Origin of the sequence: Planctomonas psychrotolerans, assembly GCF_008642235.1 — a bacterium.
Taxonomy (GTDB): Bacteria; Actinomycetota; Actinomycetes; order Actinomycetales; family Microbacteriaceae; genus Planctomonas; species Planctomonas psychrotolerans.
Map to the genome: position 1 here is coordinate 430,864 of NZ_SJEV01000001.1, position 20,657 is coordinate 451,520.

A 20,657-nucleotide genomic window follows, 5' to 3' on the forward strand; every position below is an offset into this window, starting at 1 on the left:
TCCCTGTGCGCGGCTATTCGGGCACCGCGGTGACGATGACGTTGTCGAGATAGTGCCCGGTACTCCGGTCGAACTCGCCGCCGCAGGTCACCAGCACGAGCCGAGCTGCCCCCTCGCGGTCGAACAGATCGCCCAATGGAACGTCGGACTTGGGCGTCCGCACCACCTCCGAAACGGTGTAGCGGTGTTCGGCTCCGTCGGCGGTGCGCACGGTGACCGGTACCCCGATGGTCACTTCCCGCAGCCGGGCGAACGCCCCGAGGCCGTAGATGGCCGAGTCGACGTGCGCCGCGATGACGGTCGTTCCGGCGGGGTCGCCCGGCGCGGGTCCGAACCGGTACCATCCGGCCTCGCCCGTGTTCTGCGGCAGGTCCATCGCCCCGTCGCCGTCGACGCCCATTCCGAGCACCGGCATGTCGAGCTCGAGATCTGCGACGGAGATGTTGACCGGGGGCACCACCTCCCGGGTCACCTGGGCGTCGATGCTCGAGTTCTGTCTCGGAACGTCGGGCACGACGATCGCGGTTTCCGGCGCGGGCGAGGCGGGCGGCTGCTCGCCGAGCCCGGCCCCCGGTGCGGGGGTGGTCGTCAGTGGAGCGGGCGCACTCGGCACGCCCTGAGGCACGGCCGGTGTGCCCGAGCAGCCGGACAGAACGAGAAGGGCCATGAGGCCGATACCGAATCGAACTCTCATGGCCCTTCCCTTTCATCGACCGGAAGCGGTGCGCGACCGACCGAGCTCGATCACTTCGACTGCGCGGCCTCGCGGCGACGCGTGGACACGGTCACGCCAGCGGCTGCGATCAGCATAAGCAGCGCTGCTGAACCGAGCCACACGAGCGACCCGGTGTCGGAGTCGGCGGCGAGGCCGACGGATCCGGCGGGAATACCGTGCGGGGCGGACGACAGACCGTCGATGGTCTGCACCGCGAGGGCGAGATTGCCGGCCTCGAGGCTGCCCCAGGCGTAGACGATCGTGTTGACACCGTCGGCGATGGTCACGTCCGCCGGGCCGATGACCGGGTCGGTCGTTCCCGCGGCGGCCACCGAAGCGGACACGGTGCCGGCCGGAAGGTTCAGCACCTGCTCGTTCGGGTTGGTGAGGCCGCTGATCACTGCGGATCCCCCGGCGAGCACGTCCACGGCGGGTGCGGCCGCGGTGTGACGCACCGTCAAGCGGCCCTCACCGGCCGCCGTGGCGGTCGTGTCGTTGAGGAACAGCGTCGCGGTGGGCTCTCCGGCGGCGTTCAGGTGCGCTACGGCGGTGTAGTTGCCACCGGCGGCCAGCGTCAGATCGACCGGACCGATGGCGGGCGCGCTCGCGTCCGCGGCGTCGGCAGCGGTGATGGCCACCGAGTAGGTACCGGCCGGGAGCTCGAGCGGCCCGGCGAGGTCGCTCGGGGCGAAGTTGTCGAGTGTCAGTTCGTTGTTGACGTAGACGTCGACGGGCAGGTCCGGGACACCGTGCAGAACCGAGAGCTTCGCGCTCGATTCCTCCGCTGCGTTCGCGGGAAGTGCGGCGCCGACAAGGGCGATCGCGCCGACGGTGACGCCGGCGAGGATACGAGAGTGCACAACTACCTCCTAGATAAGTGCCCGGGTGGGCCGGCGATCTCCGCCGTTATCCAGTAGTTCTGCCGCTCGGGGCCAATTGGATGCACCTGCATGAAAAAAACGAGATTTCTTTTTCGCCGTCACTCCCCGGCGCGAACGTCGCCCCCTCCGGTGGCGTGCGCACCGGCCGGTTCGAATCCGGCGAGGCCCACGGGGAGGTCCGCGGTGGTGACGAGGTGGAGGCGCTGAGTAGGACGCGTCATCGCCACGTAGAGACCGCCGGCCCCTCGGGGCGACTCGTCGACTATTCCCGCCGGTTCTACCACGACCACCGCGTCGAACTCGAGTCCCTTGGCGTCCTGGGCGCTCAGCACTGCGACGGTCCGGGACAGGCCGTCGGCTCCGGCGCCGACCTCGCCCCCGAACGCGCGGGACAGTTCTCCGAACAGCGGCTCGAGGAGGCGCTCGGGCGCGACCACCGCGAGCGTGCCGGACGACGACGTCTCGCGATCCTCGTCCACCACGTCGACGACGGCAGCGAGGAGGTCCTCGGCATCCACCCGCACCGCGGTGAGCGGCCAGTCACTCGACCGCACCGCCTGGGATCGGGTGATGGGCAGACCGTGCGCCAGCGCCATGTCCTCCGCGGCACCGGCGATCTCGGCCGGAGTGCGGTAGTTCACCGTGAGCTCCTCGAGACGCCAGCCCGACCGGAAGACGGGCGTGAGCGCGGCGTCCCAGCTGGTGGCACCGGCCGCCGCGCTGGCCTGGGCGACGTCGCCGACGATCGTGAACGACCGGAGCGGGCAACGACGCAGCAGCAGGCGCCACTGCATCGGAGAAAGCTCCTGCGCCTCGTCCACCACGATGTGTCCGTACGTCCACGTGCGGTCGTTCGCCGCGCGCTCCGCCGTGGTGCCGCGCTCAGCCACCTCGGCGAATCCGGCGGCGAGGTCTTCGGCGTGCACGAGCCCTTCGACACCCATGTTCCGGATGGCGTTCTCCGCGTTCTCCACGTCTCGCTTGCGCTGCTGCTTGCGCTCCCGTCGCTCCGCGTCGTTGCGCTCGCTGAACTCCCCGAGCAGTTCCGCCGCCTCGTCGAGGAGCGGCACGTCGGACACCGTGAACGGGGCAGACCGGTCACGGGCGAGGAGCGCGCGCTCCTCGCCGGTCCAGTCGGGCGTGAGCGACGCGAGCCAGCTCGGCCGGGCGTAAAGATCCTGCAGGAGCTTCTCGGGGGTGAGCGGCATCCACGCCGTGTTCAGCGCGACGCGCACGTCGTACGCGCTCCGCAGGTCCTCCCGGAGCATCCCGGTGTCCGACTCGTCGATGGTGGCGCCGTTCGACCGGAGCTGGGCGGCCAACTGCCGGGTGAGTGCGTTCAGGGCGTTCTTCACGAACGTGACGCGGGCCTCGTTGTGCGGCTTGCGCGAGTCCCTCGCCCGATACAGGGCGGTGGCGATGAGCTGCGGGTCGACGACGAGGCGCTCGCCGTTGATGTCGAGAGTCTGCGGCTCGGCGGGCACGCGCTGACGCGACTTCACCGCCCGGGCGATGAGCCCGGCCATCCGCGCCGCTCCCTTCACCGCCGCGGTGCGCTGTTCGTCATCCGCTGTCGCATCGACGCCGGGGAACAGCCCCCCGACGCTCGACAGCACGACGCCGGTCTCCCCGAGGCTCGGCAGGACCGCCTCGATGTACTGCAGGAAGGAACGACTCGGGCCCACGACGAGAACACCGGAGGAGCGCAGCCGATCCCGGTACGAGTAGAGCAGGTAGGCGGCGCGGTGCAACGCCACGGCGGTCTTTCCGGTGCCGGGTCCGCCCTGCACCACGAGCACGCCCGAGAGGTCGGCACGGATGATGCGGTCCTGCTCGGCCTGGATGGTGGCCACGATGTCGTGCATGCGCCCGGTGCGCTCGGTTGTGAGAGCCGCGAGGAGCGCCCCCTCGCCCTGCAGGGCCGATTCGGACGAGTCGAGCAGGGTGGCGTCGAAGATCTCGTCCTCGATGCGCACCACCTGCCTGCCCTTGCTGGTGAGGTGCCGGCGGGCGCGGGCACCGAGAGGCGTGGCGGCCGTCGCCTGGTAGAAGGCGCTCGCCTGCGGCACGCGCCAGTCGAGCAGGAGGGGCTGCAGGTCTTCGTCGCGCAACCCGATCCGGCCGATGTACCGGAGCGTGGATCCGGCGGAGTCCTCGTCCGGAAAGTGGCCGGGAGCGAATTCAAGGCGACCGAACGCCAGTCGCTCGTCGACCTCGTGCAGGGCGCGGATCCGGTCCTCGTAGATGCGGGCGAAGGCGTCCCGTTCCGACCGGTTCTGGTGGGTGCCCCCCGCATTGCTCGCACGCACCCGGTCGAGCTGGTGTTGCGCTTCGGCCCGCAGGGCGTCGAGGCGTGCGTACAGCGTGGCGACGTACTCGCGCTCGCTGGCCAGCTCGGCGTTTCCCACGAATGGCACTCCTTCTGTTCCGGTTCCGGCGTCGAAATTCCGGCGAGTTAGTCTACCCGGCCCCCGGTGCGGGCCTTCTGTGAGCCGCGTCGCCCGGACGTCGGAGGCGCGTGCACCGGACGGCGACGCAGCCTCGCCGGGGGCGGCGTCGGGGGTGGGGAATAGGGTGACGGGCATGCGCATCCTGCACCTCACCGACACGCATCTCGCCGCCGGCGGCGCCCTGCACCACGGCATCGTCGACACCCTGGAGTCGCTCGACCGCGTCCTCGCGTCGGTGACCCCCGACACGGTGATCGACCTCGTGGTCGCGTCGGGTGACCTCTCGGACGACGGCAGCGTCGAGTCGTACGAGGTGCTGCGGGACCGGATCGAACCGTGGGCCCGGGACCGCGGAGCAGCGGTCGTGTACGCGATGGGCAATCACGACACGAGGGCCTCGTTCGCCTCCGTGCTCGGGGGAAACCCGGAGAGCCCGCTCGACTCCTCGACCGTCATCGCGGGCACCCGCGTGCTCGTCCTCGACTCGACCGTGCCGGGTGCCGGATACGGGCTGCTCCGTCCCGAACAACTCGACTGGGTGCGGAACGAACTGCGGACGCCTGCCCCGTCAGGGTCCCTCGTGGTGCTCCACCATCCGCCCGTGCCCGCGGCGACCGAACTGCTGCAGGCCTTGGCGCTGCAGAATCCGTCGGACTTGATGGCCGCAGTGGTCGGCAGCGACGTGCGCGCCATTCTGGCCGGTCACTACCATCACGCGCTCGCCACCGCGGTCTCGGGCATTCCCGTGCTCGTGGCCCCGGCCGTGGCCAATCGCGCCGACGTGCTCGCCGAGGCGGGCACGGAGCGCGCGGTGTTCGGCGCCGGAGCGGCCGTGGTCGACCTGGGCACCGACGGCTCGGTGCGCACGGTCGCACTGGCGGTGGGCTCGCCCCGCGACGGCGAGGAACTCTTCGTTCTGGATGCCGCGGCGGTCCGCCGCATCGCGATCGAGGCGGGCCCGCCCGGAACGGATCAGCGCAGCGCCTCGCTCAGCGCGCGGGCGGCCTCACCCGGGTAGCGGCTCCGCACGACGAACCGACGACCGTCGGTGGTGGTGAGTCGGATCGCCGGACCGGCGTCGTACAGCAGTGTGCGGCCCCGATCGGTGCGGCGGCGGACGCCGCGGCCGCGGGCGTCACCCACCGTCAGATACTCCACCACGTCGACGGCGGCCACGGCATCGAGCGGGATGCTCGTCCGATACACGGGCACCAGGGCGATGTGCACCGCCGCGTCATCGAATCCGAACCGGATGCGGGACAGCACGAGCACGCCACCGGCCGCGAGAAACAGCAATGCCAGACCGACCCATGCGGCGGACGCCGGCGTCGTGATCGGGACGGCCAGCGCGAGCAGCGTGACGGCCAGTGCCAGAAGCGCTCCCCCGAGCACGTAGACGCGGACCGGAGGACGCGTGACCTGCGCGAAGCTTCGCGGCCGGGCGGGGGTGCCCGATGCCATGCCCGCGGGTCCGGGGTCGGGTGAAATCATGCCCGAATTATGGCGCAGGTTCGGTCCGGCGGCGCACAGCGCGACCTATTCGCGCGCGACCCTTGCACCGGGGCGCACCACGGTGCATCCTTGGAGCAGAACTCATCGCCCGGACCTGTCGGAGGCAACGCCCCGCAGCCGGGCGATGAGTCTGTTCGGCGAACCCGCACCCGAGTCCCACGCACGTGCGCGTGTCGAGGCGAGGTCGCAAAGCGTGTCGTCAGGCGCGAGAGCTCGTGCGGACGCACCGCACCGCGTCGCCGATGGAGCGGAACTGCCCCACCTCCACCGCGAGGTGGAGGGTCGGGCCCGCGAGCGCGACGAAGATGGAGCCCACCCGTCGAACGAAGCCCACCGTCTGCCGGTCGGCCTGCACGCGCGCCATGTCGGGCGCGATGGTGTCGATGTCCACTACCTCGTCGTCCGGCGGCAGCGGGGTGGCGGCGGGGGCCTCGGTAACCCGATCCGGCACGAGACGGTCGGCGACGAGTTGCCGTTGCGCCTCTCCCATCGTGGGGAAGTCACCCAGCTCGGTGCCGACCGCGTTGGTCAGGTGGTAGGTATCGGTCGAGGACTCGATGACTCCGAGGTGCGTGCTTCCCTCGTCGCCGCTCCATGAATCGAGTTCGGTCCTTTTCCAGACAATGGCGCCCATGACATGTCCTCCCTCGGGTCTCCGATACGCGATTCGGTGCGCATCGAAGTGTTAGCAGGTGCTACGAGTCAAGCACTCCGCGCTCGAACGCGGGAGGGGTTGCCGTGCGACCCGGATCAGGAGGATGCTTCGGTTCCCCTGCCCGTTTCCTGCTGCAGACGGTCGATGTGCTCCGACGCCTCGGCCTTGTTGAGGTCGGCTGGAATCTCTTCTCCGGCGGAACGAGCGAGCGAGTCGAGGTAGCTGCGCTGAGCTCCGGTCATGGGCTCGTCACCGGTCACCCAGTCGCTCGGGTCCTTCTCTGCGGAGCCCAGCGGCTCGGGCGACGACGCGCCGAGCATCTCTCCGGACGCGGAGTCCTGCGACGCCTCGGTCGAGGTGTCGGCGTCGCTGTTCTGGCTGTTCTCGTCGTGGGTCACGGTTGCTTCTCCCGGTAGTGGACGTGGGCGGACTCGCCGGGGAAGAGATCCACCGGGGTGCGCTGGGGTCTCCGCCAGAGTATTCCGGTTGCGCCTCGCGTGCGGGTGCCCGAGCGCTGCCTGTTCCGCCGCCTTGATGGGTGCATGGCGCGGGCGCGGCCGGGTGCTCAGGATCCCCGGACGGCGCCCCGGTGCAGCAGGGCGAAGCGATCGGCGGCCACCGCCTCGAGCAGCTGGCGCTCGTCCCGTTGCTTACCGATGGAGTCCCGGTCGGTGAGGATGCGCTGACGCGCGTGCGCGAGCCGGGTGGCGTCCACGGTGAATCGCCGCATCGCCCGCGACGTCGTCTCCCCCTGCGTCGCGGCCCAGGCACGGGCGCGCCGACGACCGGCGGGTGTGGCGAGCATCTCCACCTCGGCGGCGGAGAACCATCCCGCCTCGGCATATTCGGTGAGGCGCTGCCTCGTGATCTGCATCTCCCGACGTCGCAGCAGCACCGTGATGGCGATGGCGACGAGGAAGAGGGGCACCTGGAGGGTCACGTAGAAGGCCAGGAAGTCGGGGATGAGATACGAGCCCCCGTTCCACAGGGCGTGCAGGAAGATCGCCGGAGCGAGCCCGATGAACCAGGCGCCGACGGCGCCGCCCGCCCCCATCCGGTGCGCGCCCCAGCCGAGCGCGACACCGGTGCAGCACGTGAACATCACGTGCGCGAACGGCGACAGGATGGCGCGGAGGAAGAAGACGGTCGCGAGGCCGGCCGGGCCGGTCTCGGTCAGTGCCTGACCGAAGTAGAGGATGTTCTCAGTGAAGGCGAAGCCCGCGGCGATGGTCGCGGCGTAGACGATTCCGTCCACCGGTCCGTCGAAGTGGCGACGCGCGGCGAAGAAGATGAGCAGCAGCCCGAAGCCCTTGGCGACCTCCTCGATGATGGGCGCCTGGATGGCGAGGGACCCGAATTCCCCGAAGGGAGCTGCCGTGTTTGTCGCCTGCAGCGTGAACTGGAATGCCAGGTCGAAGAGGAGAGCGATTGCGACCGACGCGGCCGCTCCCCAGAGGAAGGCGAACCAGAGAGCTCCCCGGGGCTCCGGCTCCCACTTGTCGATCCACCGCACGGCGAGCAGCACACCCCCGAGCGGCACGAGGGCGAGCAGACCGCACAGGATCACGGCGCCCGCGCCGAGCCCGAGGGTGAGATATCCGAGCACCAGCAGACCGACGAGGGAGACGAGCACGATGCCCACGATGCCGAGGGCGATTCCGAGCGCGGAGGAACGGCGGACCGGTTCGTTCCACACCGACTCGGCGGGGTGCGGCGCACGGCGGGGCTCCGCCCGACGCGCGAACTGCGCCTGCACGTGCGCCGACGACTGGTTCAGCGAGTAGTCCGGACCGGCCATGGGGCGCGACCTCCTTGGGCTCGGGTGATGCGGGTCAGCCTACTGATCGCGCGACGTGCTGATGCGCTGCCGGCCGGCGGCTACGGCAGCGCCAGACCCGCATCGAAGACGCGACCGGGGTTGAGGATGCCCGCCGGATCGAAGACCGCCTTGATCGCCCGCTGCAGCCCCACCGACTGCGGACCGAGTTCCTCCTCCAACCACCGGCTCTTCAGCAGGCCGACGCCGTGCTCGCCGGTGAGGGTTCCCCCGAGCGCGATCGCGGACCGGAACAGCTCGTCGGCGGCGCGCCAGATCGACTCCGGCACCTCCTCGATCCCGGGGTCGAGGAGGAAGTTCGGGTGCAGATTGCCGTCTCCCGCGTGCGCGACCGTGGGGATGCGCACCCCGTGCTCCCGCTCGATGCGCGCGATCTCGTCGAACATGGCGGCGAGGGCGGAGCGGGGAACCGCGACGTCCTCGATAAGCACCCGCCCCACCGCCGCGAGGGCGGGGTGGTACGCGCGGCGGTAGTCGAGCAGTCGCTCCCCGGTCGCGACGTCGGTCGACACCTCGGGGGTCCCGCCCTGCGCGCGCACGATGTCGGCGGCGATGCGGGCGTCATCGGCGGCGGCTCCGTCGTCGAAGCGGATGAGCAGGAAGGCGCGCCCGACCCCACCGATGTCGGCACCCAGGTAGGAGTCGACCATCCGCACCGACACCGCGTCCATGAGTTCCATGGCCGCCGGGCGCAACCGGGCAGCGGTGATCGCCGCGGATGCGGCCGCCGCCCTGCGCACGTCGGGGAAGAACGCGCCGATCGTGACCGGTGGGGCGGTCGGGAGGGGGCGCAGCCGCAGCGTCGCCTCCACGATGACACCGAGCGTGCCTTCCGATCCGATCATCAGCGCGGTGAGGTCGTAGCCGGTGACCCCCTTCACCGTGCGGTGCCCGGTCTTCAGCAGTGTGCCGTCGGCGAGCGCGACCGTGAGTCCCAGTACGGACTCGCGGGTGACGCCGTACTTCGCGCAGAGCAATCCGCCGGCGTTCGTCGCGATGTTGCCGCCGATCGACGAGATGGCTTTCGAGGCCGGATCGGGCGAGTACCAGAGACCGCGCGGGGCGAGCGCCTCGTTCAACGCGTCGTTGATGAGGCCGGGTTCCACCACCGCCAGCTCATCGGCCTCCGACACCTCGAGGATGCGATTCATCCCGAGCGTCGACAGCACGATCTCCCCCGTGCTCCCGACGCCGCCGGCGGCGAGACCGGTGCCGGCGCCCCGCGGGATGACCGGGGTGCCCGTTCGGGCGGCGATGCGCAGGGTGGTCTGCACCTCCGACACGGTCGTCGCGTTCACCAGCGCGAGCGGCGCACCCGCGCTCCGCCATCCGGACTTGTCGGTGCGGGCGGCATCGAGGTCCGCCGGATCCGTGCTCACGGCCGCGCCGAGCTCCTCGCGCAGCGCCGCGAGAACCGCGGCGGACGACGCGGCGGCGGACGGTTCGGCGGTGGTCGGTCCGGGAGATGTGCGGGTCATGCGTCGAGGGTACCGGCGGGAGCGGAGCGGGGCGGGAGCGGGGCGGGCCGCGACGCCGCTGCCGTGTCCGATTCCCGCTACTCCCGCACAGCCGGATGTGTCACGGTGGGTGCATGACCAGCACGGGCGAGTCGCTCTTCGCCGAACGTTACCGGGCCATGTCCTCGCGCGACGCGCGGTTCGACGGCCAGTTCATCACCGGCGTCCATTCGACGGGCATCTATTGCCGGCCGAGTTGCCCCGCCACCACGCCCCGTGCCAGCAACGTGTCCTTCTATTCGACCGCTGCCGCCGCGCAGAGAGCGGGTCTCCGTGCCTGCAAGCGCTGCCTACCGGACGCCGTACCCGGGTCACCGGAGTGGAACATGCGGAACGACCTCGCAGGTCGCGCGATGCGGTTGATCCTCGACGGCACCGTGGAGCGCGAGGGCGTGCCGGGTCTTGCCCGGCAACTGGGGTATACGCCGCGTCACCTGACCCGCGTGCTGGTGGCGGAACTCGGCGCCGGACCACAGGCCCTCGCCCGAGCGCACCGGGCGTCCACCGCGCGACTCCTCCTGCTGAACACGGCGCTTCCGATCACGGAAGTGGCCTTCGCGTCGGGGTTCGCCAGCGTCCGGTCCTTCAACGAGACGATCTCCGCGGTGTACGAGCGCTCCCCCTCGGAGTTGCGGGCGCTCCGACCCGTGCCCGCCGCCACGGGCGGGCGGGGCAGTGCGCCCTCGGCGACGGCGGCGGTGGAGGCGGGATCCGCGCCGACCACCATCACGCTGCGCCTCCCGGCGCGGGCGCCCTTCGACGCGGAGGGCATCTTCGGCTTCCTCGCGTCCCACGCCGCGCTCGGCATGGAGTCGGGCACTGCCGACGAATTCACGCAGGCGCTCCGGCTCCCGCACGGCTTCGCGACCGCGACCCTGCGGCGGCTGGGCACCGAACCGGCCATCGAATGCGAGGCCCGACTCGAGCACGTCGACGACCTCGCTCCCCTGGTGGCCCGGGTGCGGCGGTTGTTCGACCTGGATGCCGACGCGGAGGCGATCGACGCCGTTCTCGCCGCCGACCCGGCACTCGCCGCCTCCGTGCGACGCACCCCCGGCATCCGCATCCCGGGCAGCATCGATCCGCACGCCACGCTGTTCCGCACGGTGGTGGGACAGCAGATCTCGGTCGCCGCGGCGGTCACCACGCACGGGCGCCTCGTCCAGGAGTTGGGCGACCCGCTGCCCCCAGGGCTGGCCGGCACGGTCACGCACGTCTTCCCCACCGCCGAGCGGATCGCCGAGCACGGTCATGAGGTGCTGCGCGGACCGAAGCGCCGCATCGAGACGATGCTGCACCTGGCCGAGCAGCTGGCCTCGGGCGCACTCCGCGTCGACACCGGCGTCGCGGCCGACGCACTGCACCGGTCGCTGGTGGCGCTTCCGGGCATCGGGCCGTGGACAGCCGGCTACGCCAGCATGCGCATTCTCGGCAGTCCGGATGTGCTCCTCAGTTCCGACCTCATCGTGCGGCAGGGCGCCGCACGCCTCGGACTGCCGGACGGGATCCGTGCTCTCGAGGCGCACGCCGGAGCGTGGGCTCCGTGGCGCTCGTATGCGACGCTGCACCTGTGGCGGGCGATCACCGCGGGTGCGCGGGTAGCATCGGGGACGTGAGCTCCCGCGACGACGCGTACGGCCCGAATTCGGGCGGTGCAGATCCGTACGGCGCCGATGCGAACAGCGCGGACGCGTACGGCGCGGATCCGAACAGCACCGACGCGTACGGCGCCGACGGCCGGAACGACGGTCGGCACGAGACCGTGGCCCAGCGCCTCGATCGCAACTGGGACGAGATCCTGCAGGAGCTCAGGGTGCTGCAGACGGGCACCCAGATCCTCACCGGCTTCCTGCTCACCGTCGCGTTCTCCGCGCGCTTCGAGGACCTCAACGAGTTCCAGGTGAACCTCTACCTCGTGCTGGTCCTCCTCGCGGTGATCACCACCGCGGTGGGCCTGGCCCCCGTGAGCCTGCACCGCATGCTGTTCCGCAAGCGGGCCAAGAAGCAGATCGTCGACATCGCGAACATCCTCCTCCGCTCGGGTCTCGTCGGTGTCGCGCTCGTGATCTCGGGAGTCGCGATGCTGGTCTTCGACGTGGTGACGAGTCGCACGGCGGGTATCGTCGCCGCCGTGGTGACCCTGATCGTCATCGTCCTCGCCTGGCTGATCCTGCCGTTGCTCTCCCGGCCGCGGCGGGGTGAGCAACGGCAATGACTCTTCTGCCGATGGTCGCCGCGCCGAGCGAGTAGCGTCGGGGCATTCGACCGCCCGCCGAGGAGCAGATCATGACCATTCGACCGCAGGACGAACGCGACCTCCTGGACCGCATCCCCACCCGGCTGCTCCTCGGCGGCGAGGAGCGCGACGCGAGCGACGGCGGCACGTTCGAGGTGCTCGATCCGTCGACCGGCAGGGCGCTGCTGCGCGTCGCCGACGCCACGGCCCTGGACGGGGCGGCGGCACTGGATGCCGCGGTCGCCGCACAGCACGCGTGGGGTCGCACGTCCCCGCGCGTGCGCGCCGACATCCTCCGATCCGCATTCGATGCCGTGACCGCCCGCGCCGACGACTTCGCCCTCCTCATGACGCTGGAGATGGGCAAGCCCCTCGCCGAGGCCCGCGGGGAGGTCGCCTATGGCGCCGAGTTCCTGCGCTGGTTCTCCGAGGAGACGACCCGCATCGGTGGACGCTTCGCGACCGCACCCGACGGCAAGAATCGGCTGGTCGTGCTGAAACGCCCCGTGGGGCCGTGCCTCTTCATCACGCCGTGGAACTTCCCGCTCGCGATGGCCACCCGCAAGATCGCCCCGGCGATCGCGGCCGGCTGCACCATGGTGCTGAAGCCGGCGGCGCTCACCCCGCTGACGTCGATGCTGTTCGCCCGGGTGCTCACCGAGGCGGGGCTGCCCGATGGTGTGCTCAACGTGCTGCCGACCACGCGCGCCGGCGAGGTGACCGGACCGCTGATCACCGACCCGCGGCTCCGCAAGCTCTCCTTCACCGGGTCGACCGGTGTCGGGCGGCGACTCATCGCCGACGCGGCCGAGACGGTGCTTCGGGTGTCCATGGAGCTCGGCGGTAACGCGCCCCTCCTCGTATTCGATGATGCCGACCTCGACGTCGCGGTCGACGGCGCGATGACCGCGAAACTGCGCAACGGCGGCGAGGCGTGCACGGCCGCCAATCGCATGCTCGTTCACGAGTCGGTCGCCGACGAGTTCGGATCCCGCCTGGTGGAGCGGATGCGGTCGGTGGTTCCCGGTCGTGGAACGGACGACAGCACGACCCTCGGTCCCCTCATCGACGAGTCGACGAGGACCAAGGTGCACGAGCTGGTGAGGGACGCGGTGGACCGGGGAGCGGAACTCGCCCTCGGTGGTGCGCCGATCGACGGGGACGGCTACTTCTATCCGGCCACGGTGCTCACCGGCGTGACAGCGGACGCGCGCATTCTCCGCGAGGAGGTCTTCGGGCCGGTGGCACCGATCGTGACCTTCGCGTCCGAGGATGAGGCGGTCGCCCTCGCCAACGACACCGAGTTCGGACTCGTCGCCTACGCGTTCACGCGCGACCTCAACCGAGCACTCCGTCTGGGCGAAGAGCTGGAGGTGGGCATGCTCGGCATCAACACGGGTCTCGTTTCGAACCCGGCCGCACCGTTCGGCGGGGTGAAGCAGTCGGGCGTCGGCCGCGAGGGCGGCTTCGAGGGCATTGAGGAGTACCTCGAGACCGTCTACGTGGGAATCGGTGATCCGTACTCGACAGCCTGATCCCCCGGCTCCCTCCCGTTGACGGGAGATGGCCCGGCCAATCGGCCGGGCCATCAAGCGAACGCGGGGACTCAGCGTCCGGTCGCGTCGGGCTCGCGGTCCACGGTTCCGCGCCATGCACCGGTCTCGAAACCGTTGGACTCGATCAGGTCCTTGAACTTGCGGAGGTCGTGGTCGATCTGGATGTCGTCGACCTGCAGGAGCGACCCGATCTTCTCCACGATTCCCTCGGGCTTCCAATCGAGCTGCACCGAGATGCGGGTCTGGTCGTCGGAGAGGCGGTGGAACGTCACGACTCCCGCGTGGTCTTCACCGGAGGTGCTGTTCCAGGCGATCCGGTCGTCGGGGATCTGCTCGGTGACGACCGCGTCGAATTCGCGCTTGATGCCGGCGATCGACACCTTCCAGTGCAGGTGCGTGTCGTCGATCTGCGTGATCGATTCGATCCCGCTGAGGAACTGCGGGAACGACTCGAACTGCGTCCACTGGTTGTAGGCGACGCTGATGGGGACGTTGACGTCGACGTCTGACTTGACAGAGCTCATGGGTACCTCGAATTCGTGTAGCGGTTATTCGTATAGCGAATGGCTGACGACGAAACGCTACGCCGGGCTTCTCCCGGGCGACGGGGTGGAACGCGATTTTCCACCTGATGTTCAGGTACCGATGCAGGCACCCCACCGGCGCCGAATGATGGTGTCACGGGGATAACAAACGCTTCCCCGGTGCGGCGGCGCGTGCAGGGCGCACGCGCGGCCGCGGGCCCCGTCCGTGTAGCCCGCACGGGGGGCATCCGTTGAGTACGGTTGACTCGACTCATCTGGAGGATGAATGCAAACCTGGCCCGGATCGGCTTACCCCCTCGGCGCTACCTTCGACGGTAGCGGCACCAATTTCGCCCTGTTCAGCGAGGCGGCCGACAAAGTCGAACTTTGCCTCTTCGACGAAGACGGCACCGAGACGCGAGTCGAACTCAAAGAGGTCGACGCGTTCGTCTGGCACTGCTACCTGCCCCACGTGCAGCCGGGCCAGCGATACGGCTACCGCGTGCACGGCGCGTACGACCCGTCGAACGGACAGCGCGCCAACCCGAACAAGCTGCTGCTCGACCCCTACGCCAAGGCCACCTGCGGCGAGATCGACTGGGAGCAGGCGCTCTTCCCGTACAACTTCGGCGACCCCACGTCCCGCAACGACGACGACTCCGCCCCGCACATGATGCTCGGCGTGGTCGTCAACCCGTTCTTCGACTGGACCGGTGACCGCTACCCGCGCACCCCCTACAACGAGACCGTCATCTACGAGGCCCACGTCAAGGGGCTCACCCAGCTGCACCCCGACGTGCCGGAGGAGCAGCGCGGCACGTACTCCGCTATTGCGCACCCGTCGGTGATCGAGCACCTCCGCAAGATCGGCGCGACTGCCATCGAGCTCATGCCCGTCCACCAATTCGTGCAGGACAATACCCTGCTCGAGAAGGGGCTCCGCAACTACTGGGGCTACAACACGATCGGGTTCTTCGCCCCGCACAACAGCTACTCCTCGACCGGCGAGCTCGGACAGCAGGTCCAGGAGTTCAAGGGCATGGTCAAGTCGCTGCACGAGGCGGGCATCGAGGTCATCCTCGACGTGGTGTACAACCACACCGCCGAGGGCAACCACCTCGGCCCCATGCTCTCGTTCAAGGGCATCGACAACCAGGCCTACTACCGCCTGATGGACGACGACGCACAGCACTACATGGACTACACGGGGACCGGCAACACGCTGAACGTGCGCCACCCGCACTCCCTGCAGCTCATCATGGACAGCCTGCGGTACTGGGTCACCGAGATGCACGTCGACGGATTCCGTTTCGACCTCGCGTCGACCCTCGCCCGCGAGTTCTACGACGTGGACAAGCTGTCGACGTTCTTCGAGCTCGTGCAGCAGGACCCGGTGGTGTCCCAGGTCAAGCTGATCGCCGAGCCCTGGGACGTGGGTCCGGGCGGCTACCAGGTCGGCAACTTCCCGCCCCAGTGGACGGAGTGGAACGGCAAGTACCGCGACACCGTCCGCGACTTCTGGCGCGGAGAGCCGTCCACCCTCGGTGAGTTCGCCGCCCGCCTCACCGGCTCCGCCGACCTGTACGAACAGGACGGACGCCGTCCGGTGGCGTCGATCAACTTCGTGACCGCACACGACGGTTTCACCATCCGCGACCTCGTCAGCTACAACGAGAAGCACAACGACGCCAACGGCGAGAACAACAACGACGGGGAATCGCACAACCGCTCGTACAACATGGGTGCCGAAGGACCGACCGACGACGCGACGATCAACACGCTCCGCGCCCGTCAGCAGCGCAACTTCCTCGCCACCCTCATGCTGTCCCAGGGTGTGCCGATGGTGCTGCACGGCGACGAGCTCGGCCGCACCCAGCTCGGCAACAACAACACCTACGCCCAGGACTCCGAGATCAGCTGGGTGCACTGGGACATGGCCGATCACCCGCTGATCGAGTTCACGGCCGCGCTGTCCCACCTGCGTCAGCAGCACCCGACGTTCCGGCGCAAGCGGTTCTTCGACGGTCGTCCCGTGCGGCGCGGCGAGGGCGAGCCCCTGCCCGACATCGTGTGGCTGAACACCGACGGGTCCGAGATGGTGCCCGAGGACTGGGACACCGGCATCGGCCGGGCGATCGGCGTGTTCCTCAACGGCCACGGCATCCGCGGGCGCGACGCTCGTGGTGAGCGCATCACCGACGACAACTTCGTGCTCTACTTCAACGCGCACGACGAGACCATTCCGTTCACCCTGCCCACCGAGGAGTACTCCGCGGCGTGGGAGGTCGTCGTCGACACGGCGGGAGAGGCAGCGAACTCGGCTCCGCGCGCCGCGGGCACCCAGCTCGACGTGCTGGCGAAGTCGCTCATCGTGCTCCGCGCGCACCTCTCGCCCGAGGTCGAGCCGGATCACTCCGTGGCGGCCTCGCTCGCGATGAACGCCACGACGCAGGCGTCCGCCGCCGCGTCCGCGGCGGAAGTGGACGAGGCCACGGCTGCGGCCGAGGTCACCGCCGCCGCCGAGGCCCTGATCGTCGAGCGGGCCGCAGCAGCGGGCGGCACGCCCGCAACCGAGGCGAACGAGAACGAGCAGGACGAGAGCGAGCAGGACGAGAACTGATGCGTGTACCGATCTCCACCTACCGCTTCCAGATCCGCGAGTCCTTCGATCTGGCCGCCGCGGCCGGTGAACTCGAGTACGTGCACGAACTCGGTGCCGACTGGGTGTACTTCTCACCCCTGCTGAAGGCGGAGGAGGGGTCGGATCACGGCTACGACGTGACCGACCACTCGCTCGTCGACCCCGCCCGGGGCGGCAGCGAGAGTCTCAGGCTCGCATCGGACGCCGCGCACAGGCTCGGGCTCGGTGTGCTCATCGACATCGTCCCGAACCACGTCGGCGTCGCGACGCCGGTGCAGAGCGTGTGGTGGTGGGATCTGCTCACCCACGGCACGAAGTCGCGCTACGCGGAGGCGTTCGACATCGACTGGCCGTTCGGCAACGGCAAGGTGCGCCTGCCGGTGCTCGGTGATGGCGATGAGGACCTGAGCGCCCTCACCATCGTCCCGGCGGAGGACGGCTCGGATGCCGAGCTGCACTACTACGACAACCGGTTCCCCATCGCGCCCGGCACCGCGGACGACGGCGCCGATCCGGTGACGGTGCACGCCCGCCAGAACTACGAGCTCATCAACTGGCGTCGCGCCGACGCCGAGCTCAACTACCGCAGGTTCTTCGCGGTCAACACGCTCGCCGGCATCCGCGTCGAGGTGCCGTGGGTGTTCGACGAGTCGCACGTGGAGATCGCGCGCTGGTTCACCGACGGCATCGCCGACGGTCTCCGCGTCGACCACCCGGACGGGTTGCAGGATCCGGGCGAATACCTTGATGCCCTCGCCCGCGCGACGGGCGGAGCATACGTGCTCGTGGAGAAGATCCTCGAGGGCCCCGAACGCATGCCGGCCGAGTGGGCCACGGCAGGAACCACCGGGTACGACGCGCTCGCCGCCATCGACCGGGTCTTCATCGACCCCGACGGGCAGGACGTGCTCGACGTGCTCGATTCGCGACTCCGTGGTCGCGACGACTCCTCCCCCGTTTCGTTCGCCGAGATGGTGCACGGAACCAAGCGGGCGATCGCCGACGGCATCCTCCGCTCCGAGGTGCTGCGCATCGCCCGGCTCATTCCGGAGGGCACCGGCAAGGGGTTCGACGACGTGGCGGATGCGGTCGCCGAGCTGCTCACCTGCTTCCCGGTCTACCGGTCGTACCTGCCCTTCGGTCGGGAGCACCTCGACGAGGCTGCCGAGCTCGCGCGCACGCATCGTCCGGATCTCGTTGACACGATCGACGCGCTAGTACCGTTCCTGGCCGACCCCGAGCATCTGGCGGCACGTAGGTTCCAGCAGACCAGTGGCATGGTGATGGCGAAGGGCGTCGAGGACACGGCGTTCTACCGGTACACCCGTCTGGTCTCGCTCACCGAGGTCGGGGCGGATCCCGCCGAGTTCTCCATCCCCGTCACCGAGTTCCACGAGCGTCAGGCCCTGCGCCAGCGCGAGTACCCGCATTCGATGACCACCCTCTCGACCCACGACACCAAGCGGGGCGAGGATGTGCGTGCGCGGGTGAACGTGCTGTCGGAGCTTCCGGACTCCTGGGCCGGTTGGCTCGAGTCCCTGCGCGACGCGGCCCCCCTCGGTGATGGACCGTTCGAGAACCTGATGTGGCAGACGATCGTCGGCGCCTGGCCGGCGTCGCGGGACCGGTTGCACGCCTACGTCGAGAAGGCGGCTCGGGAGGCGGGCAACTCCACCACCTGGACGGCCCCCGACGAGAAGTTCGAGCAGCGCATGCACGCGCTGGTCGACGCGGCCTTCGACGACCCGCGCGTGAGCAGCATCCTGAACGTCGTCTACGACCGGGTTAGCCCGTTCGGGTGGTCGAACGCACTGTCGGCCAAGCTCGTGCAGCTGACGGCTCCCGGCGTTCCGGACGTCTACCAGGGCAGCGAGCTGTGGGAGATGAGCCTCGTCGACCCCGACAACCGCAGGCCCGTCGACTTCGGTGCCCGCCGCGCTGCCCTCAGCGCGATCCGCGCCGGTGCGCAGCCCTCGATCGACGAGACGGGCGGCGCCAAGCTGCTCGTCACCGCCCGCGCGCTGCGGCTCCGTCGTGACCGTAACGACCTGTTCAGCGGGTACGAGCCCGTGATCGCCACGGGCGCAGCGGCCGGGCACGTGCTCGCGTTCGACCGGGGCGGCGCGATCACCGTGGCGACCCGACTGCCGGTAGGTCTCGCGGACGGCGGCGGCTGGGGCGACACCGCCATCACCGTGCCGGACGGCAGCTATGTGGACTTCATCAGCGGGCGCACCGTGAACGGCGGCCGAATCGGCCTCGGCGCACTCCTCGCGCACTATCCCGTCGCCCTTCTTGCTCGAAACGATGGAGGATCCTTCTCATGACCGACGACCGCTTCGACGACGACCGCTTCGATGTGTGGGCGCCCAACGCCAAGACCCTCTCCCTGGTGCTCGACGACGCGACCGTGCCGATGACCCCCGCCGCGGAGGGCTGGTGGACGCCGGCCGACCCGGTGGACGCCCCCGCCGTCGCCCGCTACGGCTACCTCATCGACGGTGCGGAAACGCCCGTGCCCGACCCGCGCTCACGTCGCCAGCCCGACGGCGTCCACGGCCTGTCCCAGACCTTCGATCCGGCCACCTTCGCGTGGACCGACTCGGCCTGGACCGGTCGTCAGCTCGCGGGCGGATCGATCTACGAACTGCACATCGGCACGTTCACCCCGGAGGGCACCCTCGACTCGGCGATCGAGCGCCTCGATCACCTCGTCGAGCTGGGTATCGACTTCGTCGAGATCCTCCCGGTCAACGGGTTCAACGGTACGCACAACTGGGGATACGACGGAGTGCTGTGGTACACCGTGCACGAGGGCTACGGCGGACCCGAGGCGTATCAGCGCTTCGTGGATGCCTGCCACGCGCGCGGATTGGCCGTCATTCAGGACGTCGTCTACAACCACCTGGGCCCGTCGGGCAACTACCTGCCCATGTTCGGCCCGTACCTGCACGAGGCCAGCTCGAACACGTGGGGCTCATCGATCAACATCGACGGCGACCAGAGCGGCCACGTGCGGGACTACATCCTCGACAACGTGCTGATGTGGCTCGGCGAGTACCACGTGGACGCGCTCCGGCTCGACGCCGTGCACGCCCTCGAGGATTCCACGGCCGTGCATCTGCTCGAGGAGATGGCTGCCGAGGTCGACGTGCTCTCGGCGCACGTCGGACGCCCGCTCAGCCTGATCGCCGAAGCGGACATGAACGACCCCACGCTGATCACCTCCCGCGAGGCGAACGGGTACGGGCTCACCGGTCAGTGGAGCGACGACTTCCACCACGCCGTGCACGTCGCGGTTACCGGCGAGACCACGGGGTACTACGAGGACTTCGATTCGCTCGACGCCCTCGCCAAGGTACTCACCGAGGGCTTCTTCCACAACGGGACGTACTCCAGCTTCCGCGGGCGGGTGCACGGTCGGCCGATCGACACCGCGAAGACACCGACCTGGCGCCTCGTCGTGTGCAACCAGAACCACGACCAGATCGGCAATCGTGCGATCGGCGACCGGTTGTCGGCGACGCTGAACGAGCATCAGCTCGCCCTCGCCGCGGTGCTCACGCTCACCTCGCCGTTCACGCCGATGCTGTTCATGGGCGAGGAGTGGGGCGCCACGACCCCGTGGCAGTTCTTCACGTCGCACCCGGAACCGGAGCTCGGCGAGGCCACGGCGAAGGGCCGGATCGCGGAGTTCTCGCGAATGGGGTGGGACGAGTCCGTCGTCCCGAACCCGCAGGACCTGTCCACCTTCACCGACTCCAAGCTGAACTGGTCCGAGCTCTACGCCGGCCCGGATGGCGCGGTCGGCGACGGTGCATCGTCGCAGCACGCTCGGCTCTTCGCCCTGTATCGCGATCTGCTCGCGCTACGGCGGACGCACTCGGCCCTGACCGACCCGCGCTTCGGCGAGGTGTCGATCGAGTTCGACGGGGAGTCCCGCGTGTTCGTGCTCAACCGGGGGGACGTGTCGATCCTGCTGAACCTCGGCGAGCAGTCCGCCACGCTACCGGTCGTGGGCGAGCCGCCGCTCGTGCTGCTGAAGACCCAGGATGCCGTGTCGCTGACGGCTGACGAGTTGTCCCTGCCCGGCTTCTCCGCCGCGATCCTCGGGCCGGACGCAGCCTGACGCC

General features: G+C 69.7%; 16 protein-coding genes. 7 read left to right on the forward strand and 9 right to left on the reverse strand.

Annotated features, from left to right (window positions below):
* Positions 1-13 precede the first annotated feature (13 nt).
* From EY822_RS01885 to EY822_RS01895, 3 genes are all read right to left on the reverse strand, one after another.
* On the reverse strand, positions 14-694 hold the full coding sequence (locus tag EY822_RS01885; protein WP_150306721.1) for a class F sortase: 681 nt from the start codon (positions 692-694) through the stop codon (positions 14-16).
* A gap of 50 nt (positions 695-744) precedes the next feature.
* Positions 745-1,575, reverse strand: coding sequence for a DUF4397 domain-containing protein (locus EY822_RS01890; RefSeq protein WP_150306722.1), 831 nt, complete (start codon positions 1,573-1,575; stop codon positions 745-747).
* A gap of 119 nt (positions 1,576-1,694) precedes the next feature.
* Positions 1,695-4,004 carry a HelD family protein gene (locus EY822_RS01895; RefSeq protein WP_227496947.1) on the reverse strand — a complete coding sequence of 770 codons (2,310 nt, stop codon included), beginning with the start codon at positions 4,002-4,004 and terminating at the stop codon, positions 1,695-1,697.
* Positions 4,005-4,179: 175 nt separating this feature from the next.
* On the opposite strand from EY822_RS01895, the gene EY822_RS01900 reads away from it, so the two are divergent.
* Positions 4,180-5,064, forward strand: a complete 885-nt coding sequence (locus tag EY822_RS01900) for a metallophosphoesterase (protein ID WP_150306724.1) — start codon at positions 4,180-4,182, stop codon at positions 5,062-5,064.
* On the opposite strand, the gene EY822_RS01905 is transcribed toward EY822_RS01900, so the two are convergent.
* The 5 genes from EY822_RS01905 to EY822_RS01925 all read right to left on the reverse strand — a co-directional run bounded on the left by EY822_RS01905 (position 5,019) and on the right by EY822_RS01925 (position 9,528).
* The gene (locus EY822_RS01905; protein WP_150306725.1) at positions 5,019-5,537 is read right to left on the reverse strand and encodes a hypothetical protein; all 519 of its coding nucleotides are present in this window, start codon (positions 5,535-5,537) and stop codon (positions 5,019-5,021) included. The genes EY822_RS01900 and EY822_RS01905 overlap by 46 nt on opposite strands.
* A 220-nt stretch (positions 5,538-5,757) precedes the next feature.
* The gene (locus tag EY822_RS01910; protein ID WP_150306726.1) at positions 5,758-6,192 is read right to left on the reverse strand and encodes a hypothetical protein; all 435 of its coding nucleotides are present in this window, start codon (positions 6,190-6,192) and stop codon (positions 5,758-5,760) included.
* Between the two features lie 116 nt (positions 6,193-6,308).
* Positions 6,309-6,533, reverse strand: coding sequence for a DUF3072 domain-containing protein (locus EY822_RS01915; protein ID WP_150308713.1), 225 nt, complete (start codon positions 6,531-6,533; stop codon positions 6,309-6,311).
* Positions 6,534-6,778: 245 nt separating this feature from the next.
* Positions 6,779-8,011, reverse strand: coding sequence for a PrsW family intramembrane metalloprotease (locus EY822_RS01920; RefSeq protein WP_150306727.1), 1,233 nt, complete (start codon positions 8,009-8,011; stop codon positions 6,779-6,781).
* A gap of 80 nt (positions 8,012-8,091) precedes the next feature.
* Positions 8,092-9,528: an FAD-binding oxidoreductase gene (locus EY822_RS01925; RefSeq protein WP_150306728.1), complete on the reverse strand. Its 1,437-nt coding sequence runs from the start codon at positions 9,526-9,528 to the stop codon at positions 8,092-8,094.
* 113 nt (positions 9,529-9,641) lie between these two features.
* On the opposite strand from EY822_RS01925, the gene EY822_RS01930 reads away from it, so the two are divergent.
* The 3 genes from EY822_RS01930 to EY822_RS01940 all read left to right on the forward strand — a co-directional run bounded on the left by EY822_RS01930 (position 9,642) and on the right by EY822_RS01940 (position 13,338).
* Positions 9,642-11,183 carry a DNA-3-methyladenine glycosylase 2 gene (locus EY822_RS01930; RefSeq protein ID WP_227496948.1) on the forward strand — a complete coding sequence of 514 codons (1,542 nt, stop codon included), beginning with the start codon at positions 9,642-9,644 and terminating at the stop codon, positions 11,181-11,183.
* On the forward strand, positions 11,180-11,782 hold the full coding sequence (locus EY822_RS01935) for a DUF6328 family protein (protein ID WP_319803456.1): 603 nt from the start codon (positions 11,180-11,182) through the stop codon (positions 11,780-11,782). The genes EY822_RS01930 and EY822_RS01935 overlap by 4 nt, the downstream gene beginning before the upstream one ends.
* A gap of 71 nt (positions 11,783-11,853) precedes the next feature.
* Entirely contained in the window at positions 11,854-13,338 is a 1,485-nt protein-coding gene (locus EY822_RS01940) for an NAD-dependent succinate-semialdehyde dehydrogenase (protein WP_150306730.1), read from the forward strand.
* 71 nt (positions 13,339-13,409) lie between these two features.
* On the opposite strand, the gene EY822_RS01945 is transcribed toward EY822_RS01940, so the two are convergent.
* Positions 13,410-13,883, reverse strand: a complete 474-nt coding sequence (locus EY822_RS01945) for an SRPBCC family protein (RefSeq protein WP_150306731.1) — start codon at positions 13,881-13,883, stop codon at positions 13,410-13,412.
* Between the two features lie 286 nt (positions 13,884-14,169).
* Between EY822_RS01945 and glgX the strand changes: the two genes are divergently transcribed.
* The 3 genes from glgX to treZ are packed head-to-tail and all read left to right on the forward strand — an operon-like array spanning position 14,170 to position 20,653.
* Positions 14,170-16,503 carry a glycogen debranching protein GlgX gene (gene glgX, locus EY822_RS01950; protein WP_150306732.1) on the forward strand — a complete coding sequence of 778 codons (2,334 nt, stop codon included), beginning with the start codon at positions 14,170-14,172 and terminating at the stop codon, positions 16,501-16,503.
* A complete protein-coding gene (gene treY, locus EY822_RS01955) occupies positions 16,503-18,851 on the forward strand; it encodes a malto-oligosyltrehalose synthase (protein ID WP_150306733.1) in 2,349 nt (782 codons plus the stop codon). The genes glgX and treY overlap by 1 nt, the downstream gene beginning before the upstream one ends.
* Entirely contained in the window at positions 18,848-20,653 is a 1,806-nt protein-coding gene (treZ, locus tag EY822_RS01960) for a malto-oligosyltrehalose trehalohydrolase (RefSeq protein WP_150306734.1), read from the forward strand. Before treY ends, treZ begins: the two co-directional genes overlap by 4 nt.
* The last annotated feature ends 4 nt before the right edge of the window (positions 20,654-20,657 follow it).

Excerpts from the sequence above, each read along its gene's own strand:
- EY822_RS01920 (WP_150306727.1), bottom strand. The coding sequence starts at position 8,011 with ATGGCCGGTCCGGACTACTCGCTGAACCAGTCGTCGGCGCACGTGCAG.
- EY822_RS01885 (WP_150306721.1), bottom strand. The coding sequence starts at position 694 with ATGAGAGTTCGATTCGGTATCGGCCTCATGGCCCTTCTCGTTCTGTCC.
- EY822_RS01925 (WP_150306728.1), bottom strand. The coding sequence starts at position 9,528 with ATGACCCGCACATCTCCCGGACCGACCACCGCCGAACCGTCCGCCGCC.
- EY822_RS01940 (WP_150306730.1), top strand. The coding sequence starts at position 11,854 with ATGACCATTCGACCGCAGGACGAACGCGACCTCCTGGACCGCATCCCC.
- EY822_RS01930 (WP_227496948.1), top strand. The coding sequence starts at position 9,642 with ATGACCAGCACGGGCGAGTCGCTCTTCGCCGAACGTTACCGGGCCATG.
- EY822_RS01905 (WP_150306725.1), bottom strand. The coding sequence starts at position 5,537 with ATGATTTCACCCGACCCCGGACCCGCGGGCATGGCATCGGGCACCCCC.
- glgX (WP_150306732.1), top strand. The coding sequence starts at position 14,170 with ATGCAAACCTGGCCCGGATCGGCTTACCCCCTCGGCGCTACCTTCGAC.
- EY822_RS01945 (WP_150306731.1), bottom strand. The coding sequence starts at position 13,883 with ATGAGCTCTGTCAAGTCAGACGTCGACGTCAACGTCCCCATCAGCGTC.
- EY822_RS01900 (WP_150306724.1), top strand. The coding sequence starts at position 4,180 with ATGCGCATCCTGCACCTCACCGACACGCATCTCGCCGCCGGCGGCGCC.
- treZ (WP_150306734.1), top strand. The coding sequence starts at position 18,848 with ATGACCGACGACCGCTTCGACGACGACCGCTTCGATGTGTGGGCGCCC.
- treY (WP_150306733.1), top strand. The coding sequence starts at position 16,503 with ATGCGTGTACCGATCTCCACCTACCGCTTCCAGATCCGCGAGTCCTTC.
- EY822_RS01910 (WP_150306726.1), bottom strand. The coding sequence starts at position 6,192 with ATGGGCGCCATTGTCTGGAAAAGGACCGAACTCGATTCATGGAGCGGC.
- EY822_RS01915 (WP_150308713.1), bottom strand. The coding sequence starts at position 6,533 with ATGCTCGGCGCGTCGTCGCCCGAGCCGCTGGGCTCCGCAGAGAAGGAC.